Consider the following 23,657-nt stretch of genomic DNA (forward strand, 5'->3'; position numbering starts at 1 on the left):
GCGCGATCAGTCGGGTATCAGCAGCCGCAGCTTCGACCTGAAGCGGATGCTCTGCTTGCCGGCGAGCGCGATGCCCTCGCTTTCGGCTGTCTCGTCGGTATAGGTGCCGGTAAATCCGATGGTGACGATCTTGCGTTCCCACACCGGGCGCTCGCCATAGGTCGGCGAGTGCTCCTGGTTGGTGACCTCGCCCTTCCACTTGCCGTTGTCGGCCGTATAGCTGCCATAGGCGAAAAAGAACGAGTCGCCGCCGCGCAGCTGGCCGTCACGCACCACCATGACGCCCTGGTTGCCGCCGGTGACGCCATCGAGGAATTCGACGGTGATGTGATAGAGCCCGTTCCGGATCATGGAGTGACGCGCCTTGTCCCGACCAGACAATAGCCGTTTGGCCGTGACTTGAGCAATTCGGGGTGGGCAAATTCCGGAGGGGGGGTCGGGAGCCCCCATTCCGGGCTATGCTGCTGCGATGAGTCGCGGCCGAAGACGCCGCCGGAGCCTGCCGTTGGAAACCGCGCTTTATCTGCCCGTCAAACGCTTTCTCGAAAAGCTCGGCTTCACGGTCAAGGGCGAGATCGGCGGCTGCGACCTGGTGGCGCTGAGCGACGGCGATCCGCCGGTGGTCGTGGTCGGGGAACTCAAGCTTGCCTTCAATCTCGAACTGATCCTGCAGGCGGTCGACCGCGCCGCCGCCGCCGACGAGGTCTGGATCGCGGCAAAAATCTCTGTCCGCGGCAAGGGCCGCGAGAGCGATGCGCGCTATCGCAATCTGTGCCGCCGGCTCGGCTTCGGCATGCTCGGCGTCACCACCACCGGCGATGTCGAGGTGCTGGTGAAGCCGCCGACCGCGGCGATCAGGCGCAATCCGAAGAAGCGCTCGCGGCTGATCGCCGAGCACCAGAAGCGCAAGGGCGACCCGGTAGAGGGTGGCTCGACCCGCGCGCCGATCATGACCGCGTACCGGCAGCAGGCGCTGGCCTGCGCGTCGGCGCTGTCGGATGGTCCGCGGCCGGTGCGCGAGCTGCGCGCCGCCATTCCCGACGCCGGCAAGATCCTGCTGCACAATGTCTATGGCTGGTTCGATCGGGCCGAGCGCGGCATCTACGTGCTGACCGACGCCGGCCGCGCCGCGCTGAAACGCTGGCCGCAGCAGCCGGTCGAGCTGAGAGACGCGGCGGCAGCTACACCGTAATCCACAACACGCATTGGGGGACCGTCATGATCGTCGTCACCGGAAGCGTCACCGCCCGCCCCGACAGCTTTGACGAAGTCCGCCGGCTGAGCCTCGAGCACGTCCATCGCTCGCGCGGCGAGCCCGGCTGCATCTCGCACGCGGTCCATGTCGATTGCGAGAACCCGCTCAGGCTGGTGTTTTTCGAGCAGTGGGCCGACCGCGCCGCGCTGGCTGCCCATTTTGCAGTCCCCGCCTCGCGCGAATTCGTCCGCTCCTTGCAATCACTCGCGGCAAGCGCCGCCGCGATCGAACTTTATGACGCTCACAAGATTGAGAGACTTTAGCTTGCATGGCTGGATTGCCATCCCACATTCATATTGCAATGCAACATTAGGCACCTTACGTATCTCCCCGCGATTCAAAGATGAGGCTGCGATGAGCGGAGACTGGAACACCAAGTACGGCACACGGCGCGTGCGGCACGATCCGCCGACGCTGGAGGAGGCAATCTTCGCGGCCGTCGGCATCACCGAAGACGTGGAAGCCCAGGCTGAGATCGCTTCGGCGCTGATGGGTCTGCCCTATGACGAGGTGCTGGCCGAGGTGAAGAAGACCGCGCGCGTCAGCGCCCGTACCGGCACCGCGACCCGCGTGATCGCCGGCGAACAGGGCGCGCAGCGCTCCGTCGTGGTCGAGCGCCGCGTGGTCCGCCGCATCCTGCCCGCCAAGCGCACCGGCACCTGAAGTTTGAGCATGATCTTGGTCGGAAAACCGCCCCTCACTTTTCCGGATCATGCATGAAGCAAACCAACCGATCGTTGAAAAAGAAAGGGCAACTCGCTGAGCGAGTTGCCCTTTTTGTTTTCTGCGCTCAACAATCCGCTCAGGCGGCGCGGCCCCAGCCGGACATCTGCATCACCATCCGCCAATAGGCGCGGTTCATGTCGACGATCGCGCGCGCGGCCTCGACCGGCGTGACCGCGGCCGGGGCCGGGGCCGGGGCCAGCGCCGGTTCGGGCTGGCTCTGCTCGGTCAGGTCGATGCTGCCGGTCGATTCGCCGTGACGGAACGTCAGCTGCGCACCGAACTTGGTGGCGAGCGCCCGCATCGCGTCGTTCTGCGCACCGGTGGTGATGCGCAAATTGGTGTAGCCCTTGGCATGGGCCTCGGCGATCAGCTTGCGGAACAGGATGCTGCCGACACCCTTGCGCCGCGCCGAGCGTTCCACGCTGAAGGCGATCTCGGGCTGGGCGTCCGGCGACTGCTCCGGCGGATGCAGCTCGGCCGCGCCGCGGACCACGCCGTCCTCGAAATAGGCGATGATGACGGTGCCGTCATTGGCGCACCGCTCGGCATAACGGCCGATGAAACTGTCATCGATGAAGCCATGAAAGCGGTCATGCCGGCTGGACTTGTCCAGCCTCAGCAGATGATCGCGCAGCAGAGGAAGCTCCTCCTGCTGGCTCAACGTCCGGACCGTACCCTTGAGAGAGGTCGAACGGATGGAATTGCGGTTCATTTCATAACTCCTCTTGGTAGCCCTCGAGGAGGCGTCGAGTCCCTAGTAGGCTCTATATTGTGCGTCGCACCATATAATTCAAGTATTCAGATTCATTTAAGTACACCATAAGGTGATCGGGAACTCAGATCGTACGACCCACTATAATACCATTTGTGTTTGGGTCACGACCGCGACCAGCTTGCCATCCTCGGTTTCCAGCCGGGTCTGCCAGACTTGGGTTCGCCGCCCGCGGTGGACCGGGGTGGCAGTGGCGATGACGGTGGTTCCCTCCTTGGCGCCGCCAATGAAGTTGGTCTTGCTCTCCAGGGTCGTGGTGCCCTTGGCGTCCTCCGGCAGGTTGATCACGGTGGCGGCGGCGCCGACCGAGTCGGCCAGCGCCATCACGGCACCGCCATGGATGGTGTGATGCAGGGTGCAGAGGTCCGGCCGCACCAGCATTCTGGCGACCACGCGATCCTTGTCGGCCTCGGTGAAGGTGATGCCCTTCAGTTCCGCAAACGGCATCTTCATCGACTGGATCTTTTCAAGCGGCGTCATCAGGTCCTCCGGTTTTCTCCGGGCGTCGTACGCGGGCTTGACCCGCGTATCCATCACCCTTCGCAAGAGCTTTCTTGGCATGATGGATTGCCGGGTCGAGCCCGGCAATGACGTGTGAGGTAATGGCGGCCATAACCTTTATCGCCGCCGTGACAACGCGCCGCCAAGTCTGCATATGGACTCGATGCGCGACTTCCCTCCCCGCCGGATCGTCTGCCTGACCGAGGAGACGGTCGAGACGCTGTACCTGCTCGGCGAGCAGGACCGCATCGTCGGCGTCTCCGGCTATGCGGTACGGCCGCCGCAGGTGCGCCGCGAGAAGCCGCGCGTCTCGGCCTTCATCTCCGCCGATATTCCGAAGATCCTCGCGCTCGATCCCGACCTCGTGCTCGCCTTCTCCGACCTGCAGGCGGACATCGTCGCCGACCTCATCCGTGCCGGCATCGCCGTCCACGTCTTCAACCAGCGCGACCTCGCCGGCATTTTTGCGATGATCCGCACCCTCGGTGCGATGGTCGGCGCCGCCGACCGCGCCGACCAGCTGGCGCAACGGTTCGAGCTCCGGCTGGCCGAGATCGCGGCGACGCCGCGGCCCGGGCCGCGCCCAAAAGTCTATTTCGAGGAATGGGACGATCCCCTGATCAGCGGCATCGGCTGGGTCTCCGAGCTGATCGAGATCGCCGGCGGCGAGGACGTGCTGCCGCATCTGCGGGCGCAGAAGGCGGCCAAGGATCGCATCATCGCGCCGGATGTGGTGCGCGCGGCGGCGCCCGACGTGATCCTGGCATCCTGGTGCGGCAAGAAGGTCGTGCCCGAGCGCATCAGGGCGCGCGACGGCTGGAGCGATATTCCGGCGGTGCGCAACAATCGCATCGTCGAGATCAAGTCGCCGATCATCCTGCAGCCCGGCCCCGCCGCGCTGACCGACGGGCTCGACGCGATCGTGCAGGCGTTGTGGCCGCAGCGCCCGTGACTGCTCCACGCCGCCTGGTGCTCACGTCACCGCATTCACGACCTGATATTCCGGCCGGCGCCACAGCTCGCCATTGATCACCTCCTCGATGATCTCGGCGGCCCTCATCACCTCGGCTTCACCGATATAGAGCGGCGTGATGCCGAAGCGCATGATGTCAGGCGCCCGGAAATCGCCGATCACGCCGCGCGCGATCAGCGCCTGCATCGCGGCATAGCCGCCTGCGAAGGCAAATGAGACTTGCGACCCGCGCTGCTCATGCGGGCGCGGCGTCACCAGCTGCAGCGACGGACAGCGCCGGGCGAGCTGTTCGATCAGCAAGTCGCCGAGCGCCAGCGAGCGCGCGCGGACTTCGCCGAGATCGACGCGGTCCCAGATATCGAGCGATGCCTCGAGCGCAGCCATCGCCAGCACCGGCGGCGTGCCGACCCGCATGCGCTCGACGCCGCCGGCAGGCTGGTAATCGAGATCGAAGGCGAACGGCTTTGCGTGCCCCATCCAGCCCGACAGCGCGGCACGCGCCTGATCGGCGTGACGCGGCGCGACGTAGAGGAAGGCCGGCGCGCCGGGGCCGCCATTGAGATATTTGTAGGTGCAGCCGGCGGCGAAATCGGCGCCGACCCCGGCGAGGTCGACCGGCAATGCGCCGGCCGAATGCGCGAGATCCCAGACCGTGACGATGCCGAGCGCGTGCGCCTTCGCGGTCAGCGCCTTCATGTCGTGGCGGCGTCCGCTGCGGTAGTCCACCTCGGTCAGATAAAGCACCGCAACCTCGTCGGACAGCGCGGCCTCGACCTGATCCGGCGCCGCCAGCCGCAATTGATGGCCGCGCCCGAGCGTCGCGATCAGCCCTTCCGCCATATAGAGATCGGTCGGGAAGTTGCCGGTGTCGGAGAGGATGACCTTGCGCTCGCGGTTCATGTCGAGCGCGGCCGCAAGCGCCTGATAGACCTTGAGCGACAGCGTGTCGCCCATCATCACCGCGCCAGGCTCGGCGCCGATCAGGCGCGCGATGCGATCGCCGACGCGGCGCGGCTGCACGTACCAGCCGGCCGTGTTCCAGGCGCGAATGAGTTCATCGCCCCACTCCGCCGTGATGACCTGAGCTACCCGTCCGGCAACGCCCAGCGGCAGCGCACCGAGCGAGTTGCCGTCGAGATAGACCACACCGGCGGGCAGATGGAACATGGCCCTGGTGTCGTCGTAGACCCGCAGTTGCGATGTCGCTTCGGTCATGGCTCCTCGCTCAAAGGATGGTGCGGACGCGCCACAACTCGGGAAACAGCTCGACCTCGAGCATCCGTTTCAGATAGCTGACCCCGCCGGTGCCGCCGGTGCCGCGCTTGAAGCCGATGACGCGCTCCACCGTCGTCACGTGATTGAAGCGCCAGCGGCGAAAATAATCCTCGAAATCGACCAGCTTCTCGGCGAGCTCATAGAGCATCCAGTTCGGTTCGGGCGCTTCGTAGACCCGGCGCCAGGCCTGCAGCACGCCCTCGTCAAAGCGATGGGTTTCGCGGACGTCGCGTGACAGCACGACCGCGGGCATCGCAAGCCCCTTGCGGTCGGCCAACCGCAGCACCTCGTCATAAAGGCTCGGGGTGGCAAGCTCGGCCTCGAGCAATGTCATCACCTCGGCATCGTGTGCATGCGGCTTCAGCATCGCTTCATTGCGATTGCCGAGCAGATATTCGATCTGCCGGTACTGGAACGACTGGAAGCCCGAGGACTGCCCGAGCCGCGAACGGAAACGGGTGTATTCGCTGGGCGTCATGGTGCGCAGCACGTCCCAGGCGTTGTTCAACTGCTCGAATATGCGGGAGACGCGCGCCAGCATCTTCATCGCCGGCGGCACCTCGTCGCTCGCAATGGCGTGCCTGGCGGCGCGCAGCTCATGGATGGCGAGCCGCATCCACAGCTCGGAGGTTTGATGCTGGATGATGAACAGCATCTCGTCATGCGAATCCGACAGCGGGTGCTGGGCGCCGAGCAGCGCGTCGAGGTGCAGATAGTCGCCATACGACATCTTGCGGGCAAACTCGGTCTCGGCGCCCTCGCTCGCGGGATCGTAGTTGCTGCTCATGACACATCCTTCCAAAGGATCGCGGTCGTCAGTCGAGGCCGACAAGGCACCTTGTGATGGCGGAGGACGGGTCCTTCAGCCCGTCGACAACGGTAAAATGGTTATGCCCGGCCTCGACGACGAGGCGGGTGTCGACGTCGAAGCCGGTCCAGATGTTGGCCATCAACTCTGCCTGGCGGATGAACTCCGGACGCTCGTTGCCGCCGACCCAGGCGGTGAGCGGCGATTGCCCGCGCGGCAGCCGCAAGGCGGCGCTTTCGCGCGTTGCCTCGTCGATGCTCATCCCGAGCGTGTCGTTCATCCTCGTCCTCAGCAGCGGCCGCAGATCATGCAGACCGCTGATCGACAGCGTCGCCGCGATCCTGTCGTAGACCGCAGCCTCGAGCCGATTGTCATCACACAGCACGCGGGTGACGAGATGGCCGCCTGCGGAATGGCCTGCGAGCCTGATCGGACCGGAGACCTGCGCCGCAGCCGAGGCAATCGCAGCGGCGATCTCGGCTGTCATCTCGGAGATGCGGGCGGCCGGTGCCAGCGTGTAACTCGGCAGCGCCACCGTCCAGCCATGGCTTCGCGCGCCCTCTGCGAGATCGGTCCATGACGATTTGTCGAACCGCATCCAGTAGCCGCCGTGAACGAACACGACCAGGCCCTTGCTGTCGCCGTCCGGCAGGATCAGATCGAGACGCTGCCGCTCGCCCGGTCCGTAGGCGATATCGGGCTTGAATGATTTGAGGCGAGCGCGATAGGCGGCCGCACGCTCCGCCCACCACGCCGGCAGCTTGTCCGATCCCGGTATGTGCGCCGAGTTGGCGTAGCTATCATCCCAATCGCGCATGGTGGCTCCCCGAGGACTCGACGGTGCTCGGGCAGCACATTGCCACGGGCCGGGCTTACCGCCCAGCCTTTATTTTAAACCTAAAGCATCGACGCGCGCCGTCCGGGCGAAGCAGCCGTGGAACACCGCGCTTGCGGGACAAAGACGCTATGCCTTCTCTACCCCGCACCATTCGGCGATGAACAGCGCGGTGGCCTTGGTCGACTGCCGTAGCGAGTCGAGTTCGACATATTCGTTGAAGCCGTGCATCGCGGCACCGGTGGCGCCGAAGCAGAGGCTCGGGATGTTGTAGTTCAGCCCGTAGAAGCGGGTGTCGGTCAGCGCGGTGAAGGCGCGGTCCTGCACCGCGCCGCCATAGACGGCCTGGTGCGCTTTTGCAAAGGCGGCCTCCGGCGCCGCAGAATTCACCAGCTCGTAGCCCTCCGACAGAAAGCCCGACCATTCCACCTGCGGCGGGTTGTTGGAGAGGAAGCGGTGGTCGCGCGCCGCGGCCGAGACGCAGGCCAGAATCTCCTTCTGGCACTCGGCGATCGACCAGCCCGGCAGCACCGCGATGCGGCAGTCGACGTCGCACCAGGCCGGCACGCTGGAGGCCCAGTCGCCGCCCTTGATGATGCCGGGATTGAAGTTGATCGGATGATTGACGTCCTTGAAGTGACGATCGGCCTTGGCGCGCTCGTTCCAGGCGATCTCGAGCTTCTCCAGCGCGTGCACCAGATGATAGGCCGCCATGATCGCGTTGGAGCCGGCGCCGGCCTCGAACACATGCACCGGGAAGCCGCGCACCTTCAGGCGGAACCAAATCACGCCAACCTGCGAGCGGATCATCTTGCCGCTGGTCGGCTCCGGGATGAAGCAGGCATCGGCACGATAGCCGCGCTGCAATGTCGAGAGCGCGCCGACGCCGGTGCTCTCCTCCTCGATCACCGACTGGAAATGGATCCGCGCGGTCGGCTTCAGCCCGGCCCTCCTGATCGCGTCCAGCGCATAGAGCGCGCCGATCGTGCCCGACTTCATGTCGCAGGCGCCGCGGCCATACATCCTGCCGTCCTTGATGGCCGCCGAGAACGGCGGCGTCTCCCACATGTCGAGCGGCCCGGTCGGCACCACGTCGCAGTGGCCCTGCAGGATCAGCGATTTTCCGGCGTTGGTGGCCGGCCGATAGGTGCCGACCACGGTGCGCGCCTTGGAGAAATCGTGCTCGATCGGTCCAAAGCCGCGCAGGTCCTTCAGCTCGTCGAGATTGATGTGCCAGTCGTCGACCTCGTAGCCGCGCTCGCGCAGGAGATCGCCGATCATGTCCTGGCATGGCCCCTCGGCGCCGCGGGTCGAGGGGATCGCGACAAAAGCCTGCGTGGTCGCAAGCTGCGCATCGAACCCCTCATCAACGGCGGCAAGGATTCGTTGTTGGACGTCGGCAGTCATGCGGCAGCTCCATGGGGAACATCGGAAAGGCGGGAGCCGCAGCGTAACCCGATTTCACTCGGCGGGGTAATGCGCAAAATAGGCTTCCCGCAATGCATCCTCGAGCAGGCGGCCCTCCGAGTAGCCATCGAGCGTTTTCGGCCGCGTCACGCCGTCGAGCAGCCGCGGACACGGCTCCGGCGCGCCGAGCACGGTGCGCACCGGGATGCGCTCGGCATAGATCGGCAACTCGTAATCCTCGTCATCATCGGCGACGCCCTTGGCGCGAATTTTTGCCGAGGCTTCCTCGATCTCCATCGCGATGAACGAGGTCGCCTTGATCTCCTGCTTGTTGCTCGGCCGCAAGCTCGCGGTGCGCTCGGGAAAGAAGCGGTCGACCATCGCGACGATCGCGCGCTCCTTCTCCTCGGGGTCGGTGACGAGATACGCCGTGCCGAACGCCATCACCGCGCGATAGTCGGCGGAATGGTTGAAGCCGCAGCGCGCCAGCACCAGGCTGTCGAGATGCGCGACCGTGAGGCAGACGCGTTGCCCCTCCGACTGGTTCTCCAGCATCCGGCTGGCGCTGGAGCCGTGCCAGTACAGTTTTGTGCCCTCGCGCCAAAAGAAGGTCGGCGTGCAATAGGGCTGGCCGTCGATCACGTAGGAGACGTGGCACAGCATCGAGGCGTCCAGAATTCTGTGCACGGTGGTGTGGTCATAGAAGCCGCGGTCATGGCGGCGCTTCACCCGGTTGCGGGACGAGGTCGGGTAGGACGGAGTGGATGCGCCTTCGGTCACGGCAATGCCTCACGAAATTGGAATCTGTCGAGAGTTGTAGCGAGCCATTTGGTCTGCGATAGTGCCAATTCCATGCGAAAAATTCCGACCAATTCTGCAAGGCCCTCGCCGCGCAAGGCCGAGCTGCCGCTCGACCTCTCAGGCCCCCATGTGACGCAGGGCGCGGCGTCGCAGCAGCGGCTCTATCAGGCGCTGTGCCACGCCATCGTCGGCGGCCTGGTCAAGCCGGGCGAGCCGCTGCCGCCGTCGCGCATGCTGGCCAAACAGACCGGCTTCCGCCGCAACGCCGTCACCACGGCCTATGAGCGGCTGATCGCCGACGGCTTTGCCGAGGCGACCGTCGGCTCCGGCACCTTCGTCGCCGCGCGCATCCCGGCGCAGGCGGGCGCGCCGCGCCAAGCGAAGATCGCGATCGAGCCGCCGCAGCACGACGCGCTGTCGCTCGGCTGCACCCATATCGACGAGCGCGCGCTGCAGCGGTTTCGCGCCTTTGCCGGACGGCGCCTGCGCGCCTTCGGCCCGGAGCATCTCCATTACGGCGATCCGCGCGGCAGCAGCGAGTTGCGCGCCGCGATCGCCGATCACTTGCTGTCGGCGCGCGGGCTGCGCTGCGACCCCGGCCAGATCATGCTGGCGTCGGGCACGTTGCACGCGCTGCGCATCGTGTTAGGGGCGATCCTCAAGCCCGGCGACCAGGTCTGGTGCGAGGATCCCGGCTATCCGGCGGCACGGCGCGCGATCGAGCATTGCGGCTACCGCCCGGTGTCGGTGCCGGTCGACGCGTCGGGCATGCGCGTCGACAAGGGCCGCGCATCGGCGCCGGCCGCCCGCGCCGCCTATGTCACGCCGTCGCACCAGTTTCCGCTCGGCGTGCAGATGTCGATGCCGCGCCGGCTCGAGCTGCTGGACTGGGCCCGCGACGCCGACGCCTTCGTGTTCGAGGACGATTACGACAGCGAGTTCCGCTACGACGGCGCGCCGCTGCTGTCGCTCGCCGGCATCGATCATTTGCGCCGCGTGATCTACATGGGCACCTTTGCCAAGACGTTGTTCCCGGGGTTGCGGATCGGCTACTGCGCCCTGCCCGAAGCGCTGATCGGACCCGTGACGGCGGCGCGTGCCGCGCTCGACCGCTTTCCGGCGACGTTGATGGAAGGTGCGGTCGCCGACATGCTGAACTCCGGCGCCTTCGCCGCCAATCTGCGCCAGGCGCGCAAGCGCTATCGCGAGGCGCGTGACGTGCTGGCGTCGACGCTCAGCAGTGCATCCAACGGCGAGCTCACGGTTCCGGTCCCGTCGCAGGGCCTGCACCTCGTCGCGCGGCTCGATCCATCGACCGATCCGCGCGTTGCAGCCGAAGCCAAGGCAAGAGCCGGTGTCGGCGGCTGGCTGCTCGCCGAGACCTATCATCGCGCCCGGCCGCTGCCGGGATTCGTGCTCGGCTTTTCCGGCCATCCGGTTCCGCAGCTCGTCGCGTCGGCGGAACAATTGGCGAAGGCGTCGCTGGCCGCCTTGCGCGCGGCGCGCAAGACCTCAGCGAGACCGCGGCACCCTATGAGAATCGCGACCGGCTGACTAAGGTCGCCGCGTCAATCGGTGCGCCACGGAGATGCTGGATGCCCGCCCCTCGCAACGTCCCGTATCCCGCTATCGCCGCGCTCGCACTTTTCGCGACAAGCGCGCCCGCCTCCGCGCAGCATGCCGTGATGCGCGAGGCCGACATCGTCGATTTACGCGTCGGCCAGCGCGTGCTGGTCGATGACGGCTCCTGCCCCGCCGGGCAGATCAAGCAGGTCGTCGGCGCCAAGCTCAGCGAGATCGGCGTCGAGCGCACGCGCAGCTGCGTGCCGCGGCTCGCCAAAAAGTAAAACGCCCCGCTTTCGCGAGGCGCCTGTCGGTATCGCAATCGGGAGCTGCGATCAGTTCGAGGCCATCGGCTCGAACATGCATTGCAGCGTCGGCTTGGCGATCTTGGTGAAGGTCGGGCCGATCTCGCCCTGTTTCGACGCCGGCACCCAGGCGGTCTCGATCGTCGGCACGCCGGTCTCGCTGATGCCGCGCAGCAGCGCCTGGCGCAGATCCGGGTCTTCGACCGAGGCCGCGGCGTGGTCATGCAGGCAGCCGCACACCGCCTCGGGATGCGCCCAGCGGCCGAGCATGTGGGGCGCACACTGGCGGACGAATTCGTCGCGCGGCTCGGGCATCCTGAACAGCGAGCGGATCTGCATCGACTCCAGCGGAAGCTGCGCCTGGGCCTGTGCGTTGGTTGCGAAGAGGAGCGCGAAGATCGCTGCGGAGCAAATTCGGAGCAACATGCGGTGCCTTTTTCGACAGGTCTCTTATCGGCAGGTCGGTTGGATCGGTTGTGGCGGTCAGTTGGCCGCAGCCACCACCATCGGCGCCGGGGTCGCGATCGGCGTGCCGTTGTAGGAGAAGGTGCCGATGCCGGGCAGACCATTGTCCGGGGAACCAGCCATGGACGAACCAGCCATCACGAAGGCGAAGGCGAGGATGAAGCTGATCGTCCGCATTTGACTGTCTCCGCGATTGTGACGGGCGTTGCCGCCGTCTTGTTGGCGGTTTGATAACGATTGGCCGTTTCCGGAGTTCTGCACCAAAAGTGGAAAATGGTTTCATCCACCCGAGAATTGTTTCGTCGGATGTTGCCGGACGAAACATTGGCCGAAAAACACCAATGTTTTCAGTGATCGCTCCCGCACTGCCGATCGGTCCCTGGGGACCGAGGCAAAGCCGGCTTTGGTTAACCCCGGCCGGCGCGGAGAGGTCTTGGGGGACGGCGCGCAGGCGATGAAACGTGCCACGCGGCCGCCGACTCACTTCGGCATCGTGCAACCATCGCCGCCGTGCTACGTTGTGGAGGTCCCACCAATCCAACGAAGGATGTCAGGTATGGGCAATGGCAGCACCGGTGTTGGTCAGCAATCCGCAACCCGCAAGCCCGGCCAGCAGCAGATGGCCGCAGCGATGCCGCAGCAGGGTACGCTCGTGATGGGCGACAATGAGTGCGCGCCGCAGAAGCTGGTCCGCCTCGTCGGCTGCCGCGACAACGGCGTCCGGCCTGACTTCAACATCCGTGCGAAGCAGTTCGGCGAGACCAAAAGCTAACTCGCCCGCCGCTTCAGCTTCACAGCCCAAGCCGCTGTAATAGCTACTGAATGAACTCGCCGCACTTCTGTACGGCGGCGTCGCTCGTGCCCCACGGCATGATCGGCACCGACGAGGTCGAGTTCTTCGGCGAGCCCTCGATCAGCCGGTCCGAATAGACCATGTAGACCAGCACGTTGCGCTTGGCGTCGCAGCCGCGGACGATCTGCATCTTCTTGAAGAACAGCGAGCGGCGCTTGCTGAACATGTCGTCGCCCTGGCCCATCTTGTCCTTGAAGCGGATCGGCCCGATCTGCCGGCAAGCCAGCGAGATATCAGAGACTTCCTCGGCCAGGCCGAGCCAGCCCTTGAAGCCGCCCTTCTCCGGCACCGTGAAATGACAGGCCACGCCCTCGACCTCGGGGTCGTCGACGGCATAGGTCGCAAGCTTGTCGTTGGGGCTCAGCCATTTGAACACCGTCGAGCGGCGGAAGATCAGATCGGGTTCGTCCGCTGCCGCGGCGGGACCGGCCGGCGCCAGTGCCAGCAGCGCCACGACCAGGACCAGCACCGTGCATCCGCATCGAGACAACACGTCACACAAGCTCACATTTCGTAGTCCCGATGTCATGAAGGTCTCCGTGGATGGGTCGCCGCCTATTTAGTTGCGCAAACGCCGCACAGGAAGGCGCTGACAGGTCGGTGATCGCGGCCTGCGCTTTAACCTTATGTGAGGCTTTTTTGTTACGCTTTTCCTGAAAAAATCTCCCTCACGGAAGGGTTAGATCGCTGGCGCTGGTGAACGCAATCCGCGTCTGCGACAACCAAGAGATAGTTGGACTGGGATTGGGAATATGAGCGCGCGCGGACGTCGGATTTCGATGCTTGATTTCGCCAATCAGCGGTTTTGGCAATTTGCGATTCTGACGGCGGCGGGCACCATCGCCGTCTCCTCGCCGGCCGATGCGGCGGCCTATTACTGGAACGGCTACGACAACGTCTACTACGCGCAGCCCGAGCCGATGCCGCGGCCGCACCGGCAGAAGGTACGGCGCAATCCGGCCAAAAAGGATGCGCTGGTCGAGAAGGAGGCCGGCAGCAAGCCGCAGGGCCCGCTGGTGATCGCGATCTCGATCGACCAGCAGAGGGTGCGGGTCTACGACAGCAAAGGCCTGTATGCCGAGAGCCCGGTGTCAACAGGCATGAAGGGCCACTCGACCCCGATGGGCATCTTCAGCGTCATCCAGAAACAGAAATTCCACCGCTCCAACATCTATAGCGGCGCGCCGATGCCGTTCATGCAGCGCATCACCTGGTCGGGTGTGGCGATGCACGCCGGCGTGCTGCCCGGCTATCCCGCCTCGCATGGCTGCATCCGGATGCCCAATGCATTCGCGATCAAGATGTACAATTGGACGCGGATGGGCGCCCGCGTGATCATCACGCCCGGCGAGCTCTCGCCGGAAAGCTTTTCGCATCCGCTGCTGGCGACGCAGAAGGTCTTGCCGGTCGCCGACGAAGTCCTGAAGATGGATGCGCCGCTCGGGGTGAAGAGCGACAAGGGCGTCGAGAAGCCCGAGACCCGGCTCGACCTGCGCACCAGCATCGATCACGCCGTCCCCGCCTCGCTGCGCGACAACACCCACACCGCCGACGCCAGCAACGCGCGCGCGTCGGCGACGATGTCGGATGCCTCCTCCGCCGCCACCGACAAGCCGATCTCCAACGCTGACGACAGGACGGTCGGCGAATCCTCGATCACGGCCACGACCAATGCCGCCAAGCCCGGGGTCTCGGCGAACGATCACGTCCAGGCTGAGGCGAAAGCCGACGCGCCGAAGGCGGACGCCGCCAAGCCTGCTGTCGCCGAGGCCCCGAAGGTCGATGCTGCCAAGACCGATGCAGTGAAAGCTGACGCAAAGGCTGATTCGACCAAGCCGGCCGACCAGCCCGCGGCCGCCGCGGCAGATGCCGCCGACGCCAAGAAGGATACGGCACGGCTGCCGGGCCTCGCGCGGGCCGACACGTCGAAGCGCGCCGGTCAGATCGCGGTGTTCATCAGCCGCAAGGATTCCAAGCTCTATGTGCGGCAGAACTTTGCGCAGCTGTTCGAGGTGCCGGTGACGATCGCGCCGAGCGACCGGCCGCTGGGCACCCATGTGTTCACGGCGGAAGCCGACAAGACCGACGCCAATGCGCTGCGCTGGAGCGTGGTCACGCTGCCGACCCGGCATGCCGCGCGGCTCGACGAGGAGGAGCTCACCTCGCGCCGCCGCAAGGTCGCGGCCGTCGAGGCAAAACCGCAGCCGGCGCCGGACAGCCCGGCCGCGGCGCTCGACCGCATCACGATTCCCGCCGACGCGATGGCGCGGATCACCGAAGCGCTCGGCACCGGCGGATCGATCATCGTCTCCGACCTCGGCGTCAACTCCGGCGAGACCGGCGAAGGCACCGACTTCATCGTCCCGCTGCGCTAATTACGCACAGCGCGTAGCCCGTAGCCCGTAGCCCGGATGGAGCGGAAGCGAAATCCGGGGCCCACTCTCCGCAGACAGACTGATCCCGGATTACGCTGCGCTGCATCCGGGCTTCTGTAACGGGCCCTGGTTAGTCAATCCCTTTTTGCATCATCCGCTCGCCGGGAACCTGCTTCTGTACGGGATCGGCGCGGTGGCCGTCGCCTGATGGGGTTCTAAGAGGAGCAGGCCGGCCAATCTACGGAAGCGTGATCGCATCAACGGATGCGTCGACAACCCGGATGACGGCCTGACCTGATCCATCGTCCCGGCGAAGGGACTTCGCTTCGGGAAGGCTGGTGTGGTGACCCGCCCGAAAACTTGTTTGCTCCTGTTTTAAGCCGCCATGGCGGTTGCCTTGGCAGTCGCGTTGAAGGGGACGTTGTCCTTGAGCATGCGCAGCATGATCACGGCGAGCTTGCGCGCCAGCGCCACCTTGGCCTTGCTGATGCCGGCGCGGCGGGCGATCCGCATCGCCCAGCTCTTGAGCTGCGCGCAGCCCTTGATCGGCTTGCTCAGGATGCTGTGGGCGGCCTCATAGAGCGCCTCGCGCACCGCGGCGTCGCCGTTTTTGCTGATGCGGCCGGAATAGTCGGTCTCGCCCGACTGATACTTCTTCGGCGTCAGCCCGAACAGCGGCCCCGCCCGCTTCGACGAAATGAAGCGGGAGGTGTCGTCGATGGCGCTGGCATAGGTCAGCGAGGTGACCGGTCCTACGCCCGGCGTCGACATCAGCAGCCTGGCCTTGGCATCCAACCGCGACATCGCCCGCACCCGCTTCTCAAATCCGTTGAACTCGCGCACCAGCACCGTGTGGGCCGCGAGCAGCGCCTCGGCGATCGTCTCGAGCGCCGGATGGCCGGTCACCAGCTCGCGGATCCGTGGCGCAAAGCTGCGCTTGGTTGTCTTGCCGACCTTCAAGCCGAAGCCACGCAAGATCCCGCGCAGGCTGTTCTCGACGTCCTGGAGCTTGTTCTGGACCAGCTTGCGCGCCGTCAGCATTGCGCGGGTCTCCTGCGCGCTCATCGACTTGCAGTGGACCGGCCGGAACCAGCCGAGCCGGATCAATTGCGCGATATTGCGGGCATCGTTGCGGTCAGACTTCACCGGCATCGCCTTGAACGCGTCGCTCACATGGCGCGTCTCCAGAAGCTCGACCGCCAGACAGGCCTTCTTCATCGCCGCATAGAGCCATTGCGACAGCGGTCCGGCTTCAAGTCCGATCCTGGCCAGATCGAACCCGAGCGAGCGGAACCAGTCGATCAGCGCCTCCGGCTCGCTCGCCACCTTGGCCTCGCGAACGATCTTGCCGTTCGCATCGACAACGCACACGCTGGAGCATTCCAATGACACGTCGATTCCGGCATAATGGTCCATGGTCGTCTCTCCTCGATGCTTGGAGCAGGGTTCAAGCCCCGACTCCGTTACACCATCAATGTGAGGGACGACCGCCTCCCTTCCAAGCAAGCCGCGCGACGCGCGCATCAAAACAGCGCCGTAGCTAGCGCGGCTTGCTTGGAAGGGAGGACCGCGGGCCCGTTACCCCATCTACGAAGCGGCGCTAAATTACCCCACCGTCATCGCGAGCGGAGCGAAGCAATCCATCGCACCGCATATGCGGAACGATGGATTGCTTCGTCGCTTCGCGCCTCGCAATGACGGCGCGGGCGATGAGATGCGCCCTGCCATAACGGCTTCTTGAAGTCCTTCGCCCCGTCCCCTGGATTATGATCCCCCGCAAATCCGTCCGGGGACATGGACCATGATCGACCGCAGGACACTGATCGTTGCGGGGCTCGCCGCGGCCGCCGGCTCCCGAGCGCATGCGCAGCAACCCGCGATCAGCCGGATCACCGCCTATGCCTTCTCATTCGCGGCCCTGTCGGGCGGCGATATCAGGCTCGCCGACTATGCCGGCCGTCCGATGATGATCGTCAACACCGCCTCGCTCTGTGGCTTCACGCCGCAATATGCCGGCTTGCAGCAAGTGTGGAGCGAATTCCGCGACCGCGGTTTTGTCATGATCGGCGTGCCGTCGAACGACTTTGGCGGCCAGGAGCCGGGCGGTCCGACCGAGATCGCCGAGACCGCGCAGCACCAATACGGCGTCACCTTCCCGATCGCAGCCAAGGTGGTGGTCAAGGGCGCCAATGCGCATCCGTTCTACAAGTGGGCGGCGGAGGCGCGGCCGAAGGATGTTCCGCGATGGAACTTCCACAAATACCTGATCGGCCGCGACGGCTATATCGCCGACGTGTTCTCTGAACAGGTTGCGCCCGAAGACACCCGCATCAAGACCGGAATCGCACGGGCCCTCGCGGTCGCCTGAGGGCGCGCCGACAATCCCCGGAATTAACTGATCCACCGAGGATTTTGGACACGAGCCCGCCACCTTCATTGCCTTGGCGCGGCGGCTCCGACTAGGGTACGATCGGTTGGGGGCAGAAGCGTCCCGGTCGCGGCGATGCCGGCACCGGGCGCGCGATCAGCAGGGAACACGCCATGCGCATTACGGCAGGTCTGATTTTCGCGGGGACAGTGTCGTTGCTCGCATCGAGTGCAGCCTGGTCGCAGACGCCGCCTGCCAAAGGCGCCGCGCCTGCGCCGGCCGCCGCGGCCCCCGCACCTGCAGCCAAGGGTGGCACCGCCGCACCGGCGGCCGCGCCCGCAGCTGCCGCCCCCGCTCCTGCTGCCGCTGCTCCAGCCGCCGCAGCAGCCCCGGTCCCGCCGAAGCAACCGCCGCAGCCGGCGCGCGCCGCCTGCAACAATCCGAACGCGCTTGGCGTCGGCCGCACCGTCGAGATCGACACCACGGGCGGTCCGGGCTTCGGCTTCGAGCATTTCAAGCAGCTCGACTTCCTGCGCGACAAGGAGGTCGTGCTGACCTTCGACGACGGTCCGTGGCCGAACAACACGCCGGCGGTGCTGAAGGCGCTGGCGGATGAATGCACCACGGGCATCTTCTTCCCGATCGGCAAGCACGCGACCTATCACCCCGAAATCCTGCGGCAGGTCTATGCCGCCGGCCACACCGTCGGCGCCCACACCTGGTCGCATGCCAATCTGAACAACAAGAAGCTGACCGAGGAGCAGAAGAAGGACGAGATCGAGCGCGGCTACGCCGCGGTGAAATGGGCGCTCGAGGTCTCGCCGTCGCCGTTCTTCCGCTTCCCGGCGCTGCAGCATCCGCCGGAGATGGTGACCTATCTCGGCAACCGCAACATCGCGATCTTCTCCTGCGATCTCGACTCCTTTGACTTCAAGGCGAGCAAGCCGCAGCAGGTGATCGACACTGTGATGAAGAAGCTGAACAAGCTCGGCAAGGGCATCGTCCTGATGCACGACTTCCAGAAGCATACCGCCGAGGCGCTGCCCGAGCTGCTGAAGCAGCTGAAGGCCGGCGGCTACAAGGTGGTGGCGATGCGCGCCAAATTCCCGGTGACGGTGCTGCCGCAGTACGAGCAGGAGCTCGCCAAGGACGTCAAGCTGCCGACCGTGACGTCGCGTCCGGTGAACAGCGTCGTCACCACGGTCGATCAATAAGCCGCACCGTTTCAGTGGCGGCGTTGCGTATCGAGGGTTTCGTCATCGTCTCGGCCGACGGCCGGCTGGCGAACGCCGCCAACGTGATGCCCGACGATCTCAAGATCGAGGGCGACAAGCGCTTCTTCACCGCGGCGCTCGACCGCGCCGACCTCGTCGTGCACGGCCGTCACTCGGGCGAGGAGCAACCGAACGCGCCGAAGCGGCGGCGCATCATCCTGACCCGCAAGGTCGCGGCCACCGCGCCCGATCCGTCCTATCCAAAAGCGCTGTTGTGGAATCCCGCCGGCTGTTCGTTCGATGAGGCCAGCCGCGTGGCCGGCGTTACCTCGGGCATGGCCGCGATCATCGGCGGCCCTGCCGTGTTCGGCATGTTCATGGACCGCTACGACGTCTTCTGGCTGTCGATCGCGCCGCGGGTGCGCATCCCCGACGGCGAGCCGTGCTTTCCCGGCGTCCCCGACCGCACCCCGCAAGAGGTGCTATCCGCCCACGGCCTCGTCGCCGGCGCGCCAGAGCTGATCGACGCCGCGCACGATGTCAGCGTCACGCCGTGGCGGCGCGCGGATCGATAGCGTCCGGCCGCGCCCGCGCCTGCAGGCGGGACACCGCCTCGGCGAGCGGAACGTCGGCCTGCGCGCCGTCGCGCTCGCGCAGGCTCACCCTTCGGTCCCGCATCTCGCGCCCGCCGACGACGGCCATCACCGGCACCGCCATCTCGCGCGCCGCCACGATACGCCGCGACAGCGTGTCGGCGCCGTCATAGGCGACGGCCCTGATCCCGGCGTCCTCGAACGCGGCCAGCACCTCGGCGCCGTATCCGGCCTGCTCCTTCGAGATCGGCGCCACCGCGACCTGCTCCGGCGACAGCCAGAACGGCAGCACGCCGCCATGGTGCTCGAGCAGGATCGCAATCATGCGGCCGAGCGATCCGAAGATCGCATGGTGGATCATCAGCGGCCGCGCGCGGCTGCCGTCAGGCGCGATGTAGGAGGCATCGAGCCGCTCCGGCAGCACGCCGTCGAGCTGCACCGTGCCGCACTGCCAGGATCGGCCGAGCCGGTCACGCAGCGAAAATTCCAGCTTCGGTCCGTAGAATGCGCCCTCGCCGGGACTGATCCGGGGCACGAGACCGCATTGCCGCGCGGCATCGCCGAGCTTCGCCTCCGACCAGTCCCACGTCGCGTCGTCGCCAGCGCGCAGCGCCGGCCGCGTCGACAGCGCCACCTCATAGTCGGGAAAGCCGAGCTCGCGATAGACCTCGCCGAGCAGCGCGATGAAGCACGCGACCTCACGTTCCACGTCCTCCTCGCAGCAGAACACGTGGGCATCGTCCTGCTCGAAGGCGCGGGTCCGCATGATGCCGTGCAGCGAACCGGACGGCTCGTTGCGGTGGCAGGCGCCGAACTCGGCATAGCGGATCGGTAGCTCGCGCCACGAGCGCAGCCCCTTGTTGAAGATCTGCACATGGCACGGGCACGACATCGGCTTCAGCGCCATCGCCGCGTCGCCGTCGTCGAGACGGAACATGTGCTCGCCGAACTTGTCCCAGTGGCCGCTGCGGGCCCACAGCGCCTGCGGCAGCAACTGCGGCGTACGGACCTCGGCATAGCCGGCGCGGCGCATCTTGCGCCTGACATAGTCCTCCAGCACCCGGTAGATCGCGTGGCCGCGCGGATGCCAGAACACCATGCCCGGCGCATCCTCCTGGAGGTGCCAGAGCTTGAGTTGCACGCCGAGATTTCTGTGATCGCGATCGTCCATGACTTGAGTTCCTTGTGATGGGACCAAGCGCGGACGGGATCATCAAACACAGAAAAGGCCCCGTCCGTCGCCGGCGGGGCCTTTTCTGGGTGAAGGACGCTTGTCTCTAGCGCGCGCAACCAGCAGGCGATCCGCCGTAAGCGGTCGCGGTGGTGGTCGAAGCGGCTGAGCGAAGCATGTTCATGCGCCGTATATGGCGGCAAAACGCTCAGACGTCAACGCCCGGTTGTTCCCACTGCGCTACCGGTTCCAGTTTCCTCGAAACTCAGCCGTCATTGCGAGCGAAGCGAAGCAATCCATCGGCCCGCACGCGCGGATAGATTGCTTCGTCGCTGTCGCTCCTCGCAATGACGATGGAGAGCAGATCTTAAACGTCCCCATAGGCCGGCTCGTCGCGGCGCGGGCCGCGGCCGTAGCCGGCGATGACGAACAGGGCGCCGATCAGGGAGAGGTTCTTCAACGCATCCATCAGGGTCTGGTAGTTGCCGGGCGCCGGCTGATTCCAGAAATCGTGGAAGTAGAAGGTGGCAAAACAGACGAAGATGATCAGCAGGATGGCGAAGAACCGCGTCAGCACGTTCACCGCGATCATCAGGCCGGCGATGATCTCGAAGGCGCCGATCGCAATCGCCAGCAGCTGCATGAACGGCATGCCGACGAAGCTTTCGATCTGCTGGGTATAGGGCGCGACGACGGCCGGAATGGTCACCTTGGCCGCGAGCAGGCCCGCGGTCGCCTGGATGCCGAACAGCTTGTAGGCCCCCGAATAGAGGAACAGCACGGCAAACAGGATTCGCCCGAAGGTGATGAACGCTGGCATGGGTCGGCCTCACTGGGTGGCAGAAATCGGACGAAGCAGGCACAGCGATTATGGTCGCTCCGCCTGCTTCGATCAAATCGAATGCGTCCGGCCTCTCCGCTCAGCCGAACAGCGTCGGCTGGGCGCGACCCGCCCGCTCCTGGGCCTCGACCGCGGCAACCGCGGTCATGTTGAGGATGCCGCGCGCCGTCACCGACGGCGTGAGAATGTGCGCCGGACGCGCCGGTCCGATCAGGATCGGCCCGACCGGCAGCGCATCGGCCAGCGACTTGATCATCTGGTAGGCAATGTTGGCGGCATCGAGGTTCGGCATGATCAGTACGTTGGCCTCACCCTCCAGCCGCGATTGCGGCAACACCAGCCGGCGCGCGACCGCCGACAGCGCGGTGTCGCCCTGCATCTCGCCGTCGGCCTCGATCTCCGGATGCCGCTCCTTCAGGAGCTGGGTGGCCCGGCGCATCTTGCGCGAGGAGTCGGTATCATAGCTGCCGAAGTCGGAGTGTGACACGAAGGCGATCCGCGGCTTGAAGGCGAAACGCTGGACGTGGATCGCCGCCAGCGACGCCACCTCGGCAAGCTCCTCCGCGCTCGGGTTCGGCCGCACCTGGGTGTCGGCCAGGAAATGCGCGCCCTTGGTGGTGATCATCAGCGACAACGCGGCGTAGTCGGAGATCCCCGGCAGGAAGCCGATGATCTCGCGCACGTGCCGCAGATGGCTCATGTAGCGGCCCTCGACGCCGCACAGCATCGCGTCGGCCTCGCCGCGCGACACCGCGAGCGCCGCGATCACAGTGTTGTTGGTGCGGACCACGGTCCGTGCCGCCTCGGGCGTCACGCCGCGGCGGCCGGCGACGTCGATATAGGACTGCACATAGGAGCGGTAGCGTGGATCGTCCTCGGGGTTGACCAGGTCGAAATCGCGCCCGGCCTTGATCGACAGCCCGAAGCGCTTGATCCGGGTCTCGACCACCGTGGGGCGGCCCACGAGAATCGGCCGCGCCAGCTTCTCCTCCAGCACCACCTGAGTGGCGCGCAGCACGCGCTCGTCCTCGCCCTCGGCGTAGATCACCCGCACCGGCTGGGTCTTGGCCTTGGCGAACACCGGCTTCATGGTGAGGCCGGAGCGGAACGCGAAGCGCTCGAGGTTGGCGGCATATTCGTCGAAATTGCCGATCGGCCGGGTCGCGACGCCCGACTCCATCGCGGCCCTGGCCACCGCCGGCGCAATGCGCAGGATCAGCCGCGGATCGAACGGGCTCGGGATCAGCGAGCCCGGGCCGAACCCTTGCGTCTCGCCGGTCTCGAAGCCGTGGGCCACCGCGTCCGACGGCGGGTCGCGCGCGAGCTGCGCGATCGCGTCCACTGCGGCGTGCTTCATCGCCTCGTTGATCGCGGTGGCGCCGACGTCGAGCGCGCCGCGGAAGATGAACGGGAAGCACAGCACGTTGTTGACCTGGTTCGGGAAGTCCGACCGCCCGGTGCAGATCATCGCGTCGGGCCGCGCCTGGCGCGCCTCATCCGGCATGATCTCCGGCACCGGATTGGCGAGCGCCATCACCAGCGGCTGGTCGGCCATCTGCTTGACCATCTCGGCCTTCAGCACGCCCGGCGCCGACAGGCCGATGAAGATGTCCGCGCCCGGGATGACGTCGCCGAGCACGCGCGCGTCGGTCTTCTGGGTATAGACCGCCTTCCAGCGATCCATCGTGGTGTTGCGGCCGTCATAGACCACGCCGTCGATATCGCAGACCCAGATGTTCTTGCGCTGCGCGCCCATCGAGACCAGCAGATTGAGGGTCGCGATCGCCGCAGCCCCGGCGCCGGAGCAGACGATCTTCACCTCGGCCAGCTTCTTGCCGTTGAGCAGCAGCCCGTTGACGATCGCAGCCGCAACGATGATCGCGGTGCCATGCTGGTCGTCATGGAAGACCGGGATCTTCATGCGCTCCTTGAGCTGGGCCTCGATCTCGAAGCATTCCGGACCGCGGATGTCCTCCAGATTGATGCCGCCGAAGGTCGGCTCCAGCGCCGCCACCGTCTCGACCACGCGCTCGATGGTGTCGGCCTTGATCTCGATGTCGAACACATCGATGCCGGCGAACTTCTTGAACAGCACCGCCTTGCCTTCCATCACCGGCTTGGAGGCCAGCGGGCCGATATTGCCGAGCCCGAGCACCGCGGTGCCGTTGGAGACCACCGCCACCAGGTTGGAGCGGGCGGTCAGCGAGGCCGCCTCGGCCGGGTTCTTGGCGATCTCGGTGCAGGCGGCGGCGACGCCGGGCGAATAGGCCAGCGCGAGGTCGCGCTGGTTGGCGAGCGGCTTGATCGCCTGGATCTCGAGTTTGCCCGGCCGCGGCAGCCGGTGATAGGCGAGCGCCGCATTGTGGAGTTCTTCAGACGATGACGACATGCGTGCTCCCCGCGTTTCCAACCCGATTGTCTTTTTTGTATGCTAAATCCAAGCGATAGTCAGTTGTCCGGCAGATCGAACCGGATGTGAAGCACGCCCGGCCGCTTGGATGCAACATCCGATCACACCCCCGTCAACAGGCCCGGGCCGGGCGCAGGCCGACGCTG

At 65.9% G+C, this 23,657-nt stretch carries 26 protein-coding genes; 11 read left to right on the plus strand and 15 right to left on the minus strand.

Annotated features, from left to right (window positions below):
- Positions 1 to 6: 6 nt before the first annotated feature.
- Positions 7 to 351, minus strand: a complete 345-nt coding sequence (locus tag CI41S_RS26065; protein ID WP_139484081.1) for a hypothetical protein — start codon at positions 349 to 351, stop codon at positions 7 to 9.
- 154 nt (positions 352 to 505) lie between these two features.
- On the opposite strand from CI41S_RS26065, the gene CI41S_RS26070 reads away from it, so the two are divergent.
- The 3 genes from CI41S_RS26070 to CI41S_RS26080 all read left to right on the plus strand — a co-directional run bounded on the left by CI41S_RS26070 (position 506) and on the right by CI41S_RS26080 (position 1,918).
- Positions 506 to 1,192, plus strand: a complete 687-nt coding sequence (locus tag CI41S_RS26070; RefSeq protein ID WP_139862225.1) for a DUF2161 domain-containing phosphodiesterase — start codon at positions 506 to 508, stop codon at positions 1,190 to 1,192.
- Positions 1,193 to 1,218: 26 nt separating this feature from the next.
- Positions 1,219 to 1,518 carry a putative quinol monooxygenase gene (locus CI41S_RS26075; RefSeq protein WP_139484083.1) on the plus strand — a complete coding sequence of 100 codons (300 nt, stop codon included), beginning with the start codon at positions 1,219 to 1,221 and terminating at the stop codon, positions 1,516 to 1,518.
- A gap of 91 nt (positions 1,519 to 1,609) precedes the next feature.
- On the plus strand, positions 1,610 to 1,918 hold the full coding sequence (locus tag CI41S_RS26080) for a hypothetical protein (RefSeq protein ID WP_139484084.1): 309 nt from the start codon (positions 1,610 to 1,612) through the stop codon (positions 1,916 to 1,918).
- Between the two features lie 139 nt (positions 1,919 to 2,057).
- On the opposite strand, the gene CI41S_RS26085 is transcribed toward CI41S_RS26080, so the two are convergent.
- Both CI41S_RS26085 and CI41S_RS26090 read right to left on the minus strand, forming a co-directional pair.
- A complete protein-coding gene (locus CI41S_RS26085) occupies positions 2,058 to 2,693 on the minus strand; it encodes a GNAT family N-acetyltransferase (protein WP_139862226.1) in 636 nt (211 codons plus the stop codon).
- A 141-nt stretch (positions 2,694 to 2,834) separates the two neighbouring features.
- The gene (locus tag CI41S_RS26090) at positions 2,835 to 3,233 is read right to left on the minus strand and encodes a PaaI family thioesterase (RefSeq protein WP_139862227.1); all 399 of its coding nucleotides are present in this window, start codon (positions 3,231 to 3,233) and stop codon (positions 2,835 to 2,837) included.
- A gap of 184 nt (positions 3,234 to 3,417) precedes the next feature.
- Here CI41S_RS26090 and CI41S_RS26095 point away from each other — a divergent pair, with 184 nt between their 5' ends.
- Positions 3,418 to 4,206, plus strand: coding sequence for a cobalamin-binding protein (locus CI41S_RS26095; RefSeq protein ID WP_139862252.1), 789 nt, complete (start codon positions 3,418 to 3,420; stop codon positions 4,204 to 4,206).
- Positions 4,207 to 4,227: 21 nt separating this feature from the next.
- On the opposite strand, the gene kynU is transcribed toward CI41S_RS26095, so the two are convergent.
- From kynU to CI41S_RS26120, 5 genes are all read right to left on the minus strand, one after another.
- A complete protein-coding gene (gene kynU / locus CI41S_RS26100; RefSeq protein ID WP_139862228.1) occupies positions 4,228 to 5,442 on the minus strand; it encodes a kynureninase in 1,215 nt (404 codons plus the stop codon).
- Positions 5,443 to 5,452: 10 nt separating this feature from the next.
- The gene (gene kynA / locus CI41S_RS26105) at positions 5,453 to 6,289 is read right to left on the minus strand and encodes a tryptophan 2,3-dioxygenase (RefSeq protein WP_139862229.1); all 837 of its coding nucleotides are present in this window, start codon (positions 6,287 to 6,289) and stop codon (positions 5,453 to 5,455) included.
- A 28-nt stretch (positions 6,290 to 6,317) separates the two neighbouring features.
- The gene (locus tag CI41S_RS26110) at positions 6,318 to 7,127 is read right to left on the minus strand and encodes an alpha/beta hydrolase (RefSeq protein ID WP_139862230.1); all 810 of its coding nucleotides are present in this window, start codon (positions 7,125 to 7,127) and stop codon (positions 6,318 to 6,320) included.
- Between the two features lie 147 nt (positions 7,128 to 7,274).
- The gene (locus tag CI41S_RS26115) at positions 7,275 to 8,552 is read right to left on the minus strand and encodes an ArgE/DapE family deacylase (protein WP_139862231.1); all 1,278 of its coding nucleotides are present in this window, start codon (positions 8,550 to 8,552) and stop codon (positions 7,275 to 7,277) included.
- 54 nt (positions 8,553 to 8,606) lie between these two features.
- On the minus strand, positions 8,607 to 9,332 hold the full coding sequence (locus CI41S_RS26120) for a pyridoxamine 5'-phosphate oxidase family protein (protein ID WP_139862232.1): 726 nt from the start codon (positions 9,330 to 9,332) through the stop codon (positions 8,607 to 8,609).
- A 72-nt stretch (positions 9,333 to 9,404) separates the two neighbouring features.
- Between CI41S_RS26120 and pdxR the strand changes: the two genes are divergently transcribed.
- Both pdxR and CI41S_RS26130 read left to right on the plus strand, forming a co-directional pair.
- Positions 9,405 to 10,907, plus strand: coding sequence for a MocR-like pyridoxine biosynthesis transcription factor PdxR (pdxR, locus tag CI41S_RS26125; protein WP_139862233.1), 1,503 nt, complete (start codon positions 9,405 to 9,407; stop codon positions 10,905 to 10,907).
- 41 nt (positions 10,908 to 10,948) lie between these two features.
- A complete protein-coding gene (locus CI41S_RS26130) occupies positions 10,949 to 11,200 on the plus strand; it encodes a DUF6719 family protein (RefSeq protein ID WP_139862234.1) in 252 nt (83 codons plus the stop codon).
- Between the two features lie 51 nt (positions 11,201 to 11,251).
- On the opposite strand, the gene CI41S_RS26135 is transcribed toward CI41S_RS26130, so the two are convergent.
- Entirely contained in the window at positions 11,252 to 11,647 is a 396-nt protein-coding gene (locus CI41S_RS26135; protein WP_139862235.1) for a hypothetical protein, read from the minus strand.
- 57 nt (positions 11,648 to 11,704) lie between these two features.
- Entirely contained in the window at positions 11,705 to 11,863 is a 159-nt protein-coding gene (locus CI41S_RS43690; RefSeq protein WP_172626955.1) for a hypothetical protein, read from the minus strand.
- Between the two features lie 379 nt (positions 11,864 to 12,242).
- Between CI41S_RS43690 and CI41S_RS26140 the strand changes: the two genes are divergently transcribed.
- Positions 12,243 to 12,458, plus strand: a complete 216-nt coding sequence (locus CI41S_RS26140) for a hypothetical protein (protein ID WP_229178279.1) — start codon at positions 12,243 to 12,245, stop codon at positions 12,456 to 12,458.
- 43 nt (positions 12,459 to 12,501) lie between these two features.
- On the opposite strand, the gene CI41S_RS26145 is transcribed toward CI41S_RS26140, so the two are convergent.
- Positions 12,502 to 12,999: a CreA family protein gene (locus tag CI41S_RS26145; RefSeq protein ID WP_139862253.1), complete on the minus strand. Its 498-nt coding sequence runs from the start codon at positions 12,997 to 12,999 to the stop codon at positions 12,502 to 12,504.
- 319 nt (positions 13,000 to 13,318) lie between these two features.
- On the opposite strand from CI41S_RS26145, the gene CI41S_RS26150 reads away from it, so the two are divergent.
- Positions 13,319 to 14,914 carry a L,D-transpeptidase gene (locus CI41S_RS26150; RefSeq protein WP_244626704.1) on the plus strand — a complete coding sequence of 532 codons (1,596 nt, stop codon included), beginning with the start codon at positions 13,319 to 13,321 and terminating at the stop codon, positions 14,912 to 14,914.
- Positions 14,915 to 15,289: 375 nt separating this feature from the next.
- On the opposite strand, the gene CI41S_RS26155 is transcribed toward CI41S_RS26150, so the two are convergent.
- Positions 15,290 to 16,330: an IS110 family RNA-guided transposase gene (locus tag CI41S_RS26155; protein ID WP_139862237.1), complete on the minus strand. Its 1,041-nt coding sequence runs from the start codon at positions 16,328 to 16,330 to the stop codon at positions 15,290 to 15,292.
- A 385-nt stretch (positions 16,331 to 16,715) separates the two neighbouring features.
- Here CI41S_RS26155 and CI41S_RS26160 point away from each other — a divergent pair, with 385 nt between their 5' ends.
- The 3 genes from CI41S_RS26160 (at position 16,716) to CI41S_RS26170 (ending at position 19,071) form a co-directional block, all read left to right on the plus strand.
- Positions 16,716 to 17,282 (plus strand): glutathione peroxidase, encoded by a 567-nt coding sequence (locus CI41S_RS26160; RefSeq protein ID WP_139862238.1) that lies wholly within the window; start codon positions 16,716 to 16,718, stop codon positions 17,280 to 17,282.
- A gap of 173 nt (positions 17,283 to 17,455) precedes the next feature.
- Positions 17,456 to 18,496 carry a polysaccharide deacetylase family protein gene (locus tag CI41S_RS26165; protein WP_139862239.1) on the plus strand — a complete coding sequence of 347 codons (1,041 nt, stop codon included), beginning with the start codon at positions 17,456 to 17,458 and terminating at the stop codon, positions 18,494 to 18,496.
- Positions 18,497 to 18,510: 14 nt separating this feature from the next.
- Positions 18,511 to 19,071 carry a dihydrofolate reductase family protein gene (locus CI41S_RS26170; RefSeq protein ID WP_139862240.1) on the plus strand — a complete coding sequence of 187 codons (561 nt, stop codon included), beginning with the start codon at positions 18,511 to 18,513 and terminating at the stop codon, positions 19,069 to 19,071.
- On the opposite strand, the gene thrS is transcribed toward CI41S_RS26170, so the two are convergent.
- The 3 genes from thrS to CI41S_RS26185 form a co-directional block, all read right to left on the minus strand.
- Positions 19,043 to 20,260, minus strand: a complete 1,218-nt coding sequence (thrS, locus tag CI41S_RS26175; protein WP_139862241.1) for a threonine--tRNA ligase — start codon at positions 20,258 to 20,260, stop codon at positions 19,043 to 19,045. The two genes, CI41S_RS26170 and thrS, sit on opposite strands and share 29 nt — an antisense overlap.
- 367 nt (positions 20,261 to 20,627) lie before the next feature.
- Positions 20,628 to 21,080 carry a DoxX family protein gene (locus CI41S_RS26180; RefSeq protein WP_139862242.1) on the minus strand — a complete coding sequence of 151 codons (453 nt, stop codon included), beginning with the start codon at positions 21,078 to 21,080 and terminating at the stop codon, positions 20,628 to 20,630.
- A 100-nt stretch (positions 21,081 to 21,180) separates the two neighbouring features.
- Positions 21,181 to 23,490, minus strand: coding sequence for an NADP-dependent malic enzyme (locus tag CI41S_RS26185; protein WP_139862243.1), 2,310 nt, complete (start codon positions 23,488 to 23,490; stop codon positions 21,181 to 21,183).
- Between the last annotated feature and the right edge of the window lie 167 nt (positions 23,491 to 23,657).

This window comes from Bradyrhizobium ivorense (genome assembly GCF_900696085.1).
GTDB classification, from domain to species: Bacteria; Pseudomonadota; Alphaproteobacteria; order Rhizobiales; family Xanthobacteraceae; genus Bradyrhizobium; species Bradyrhizobium ivorense.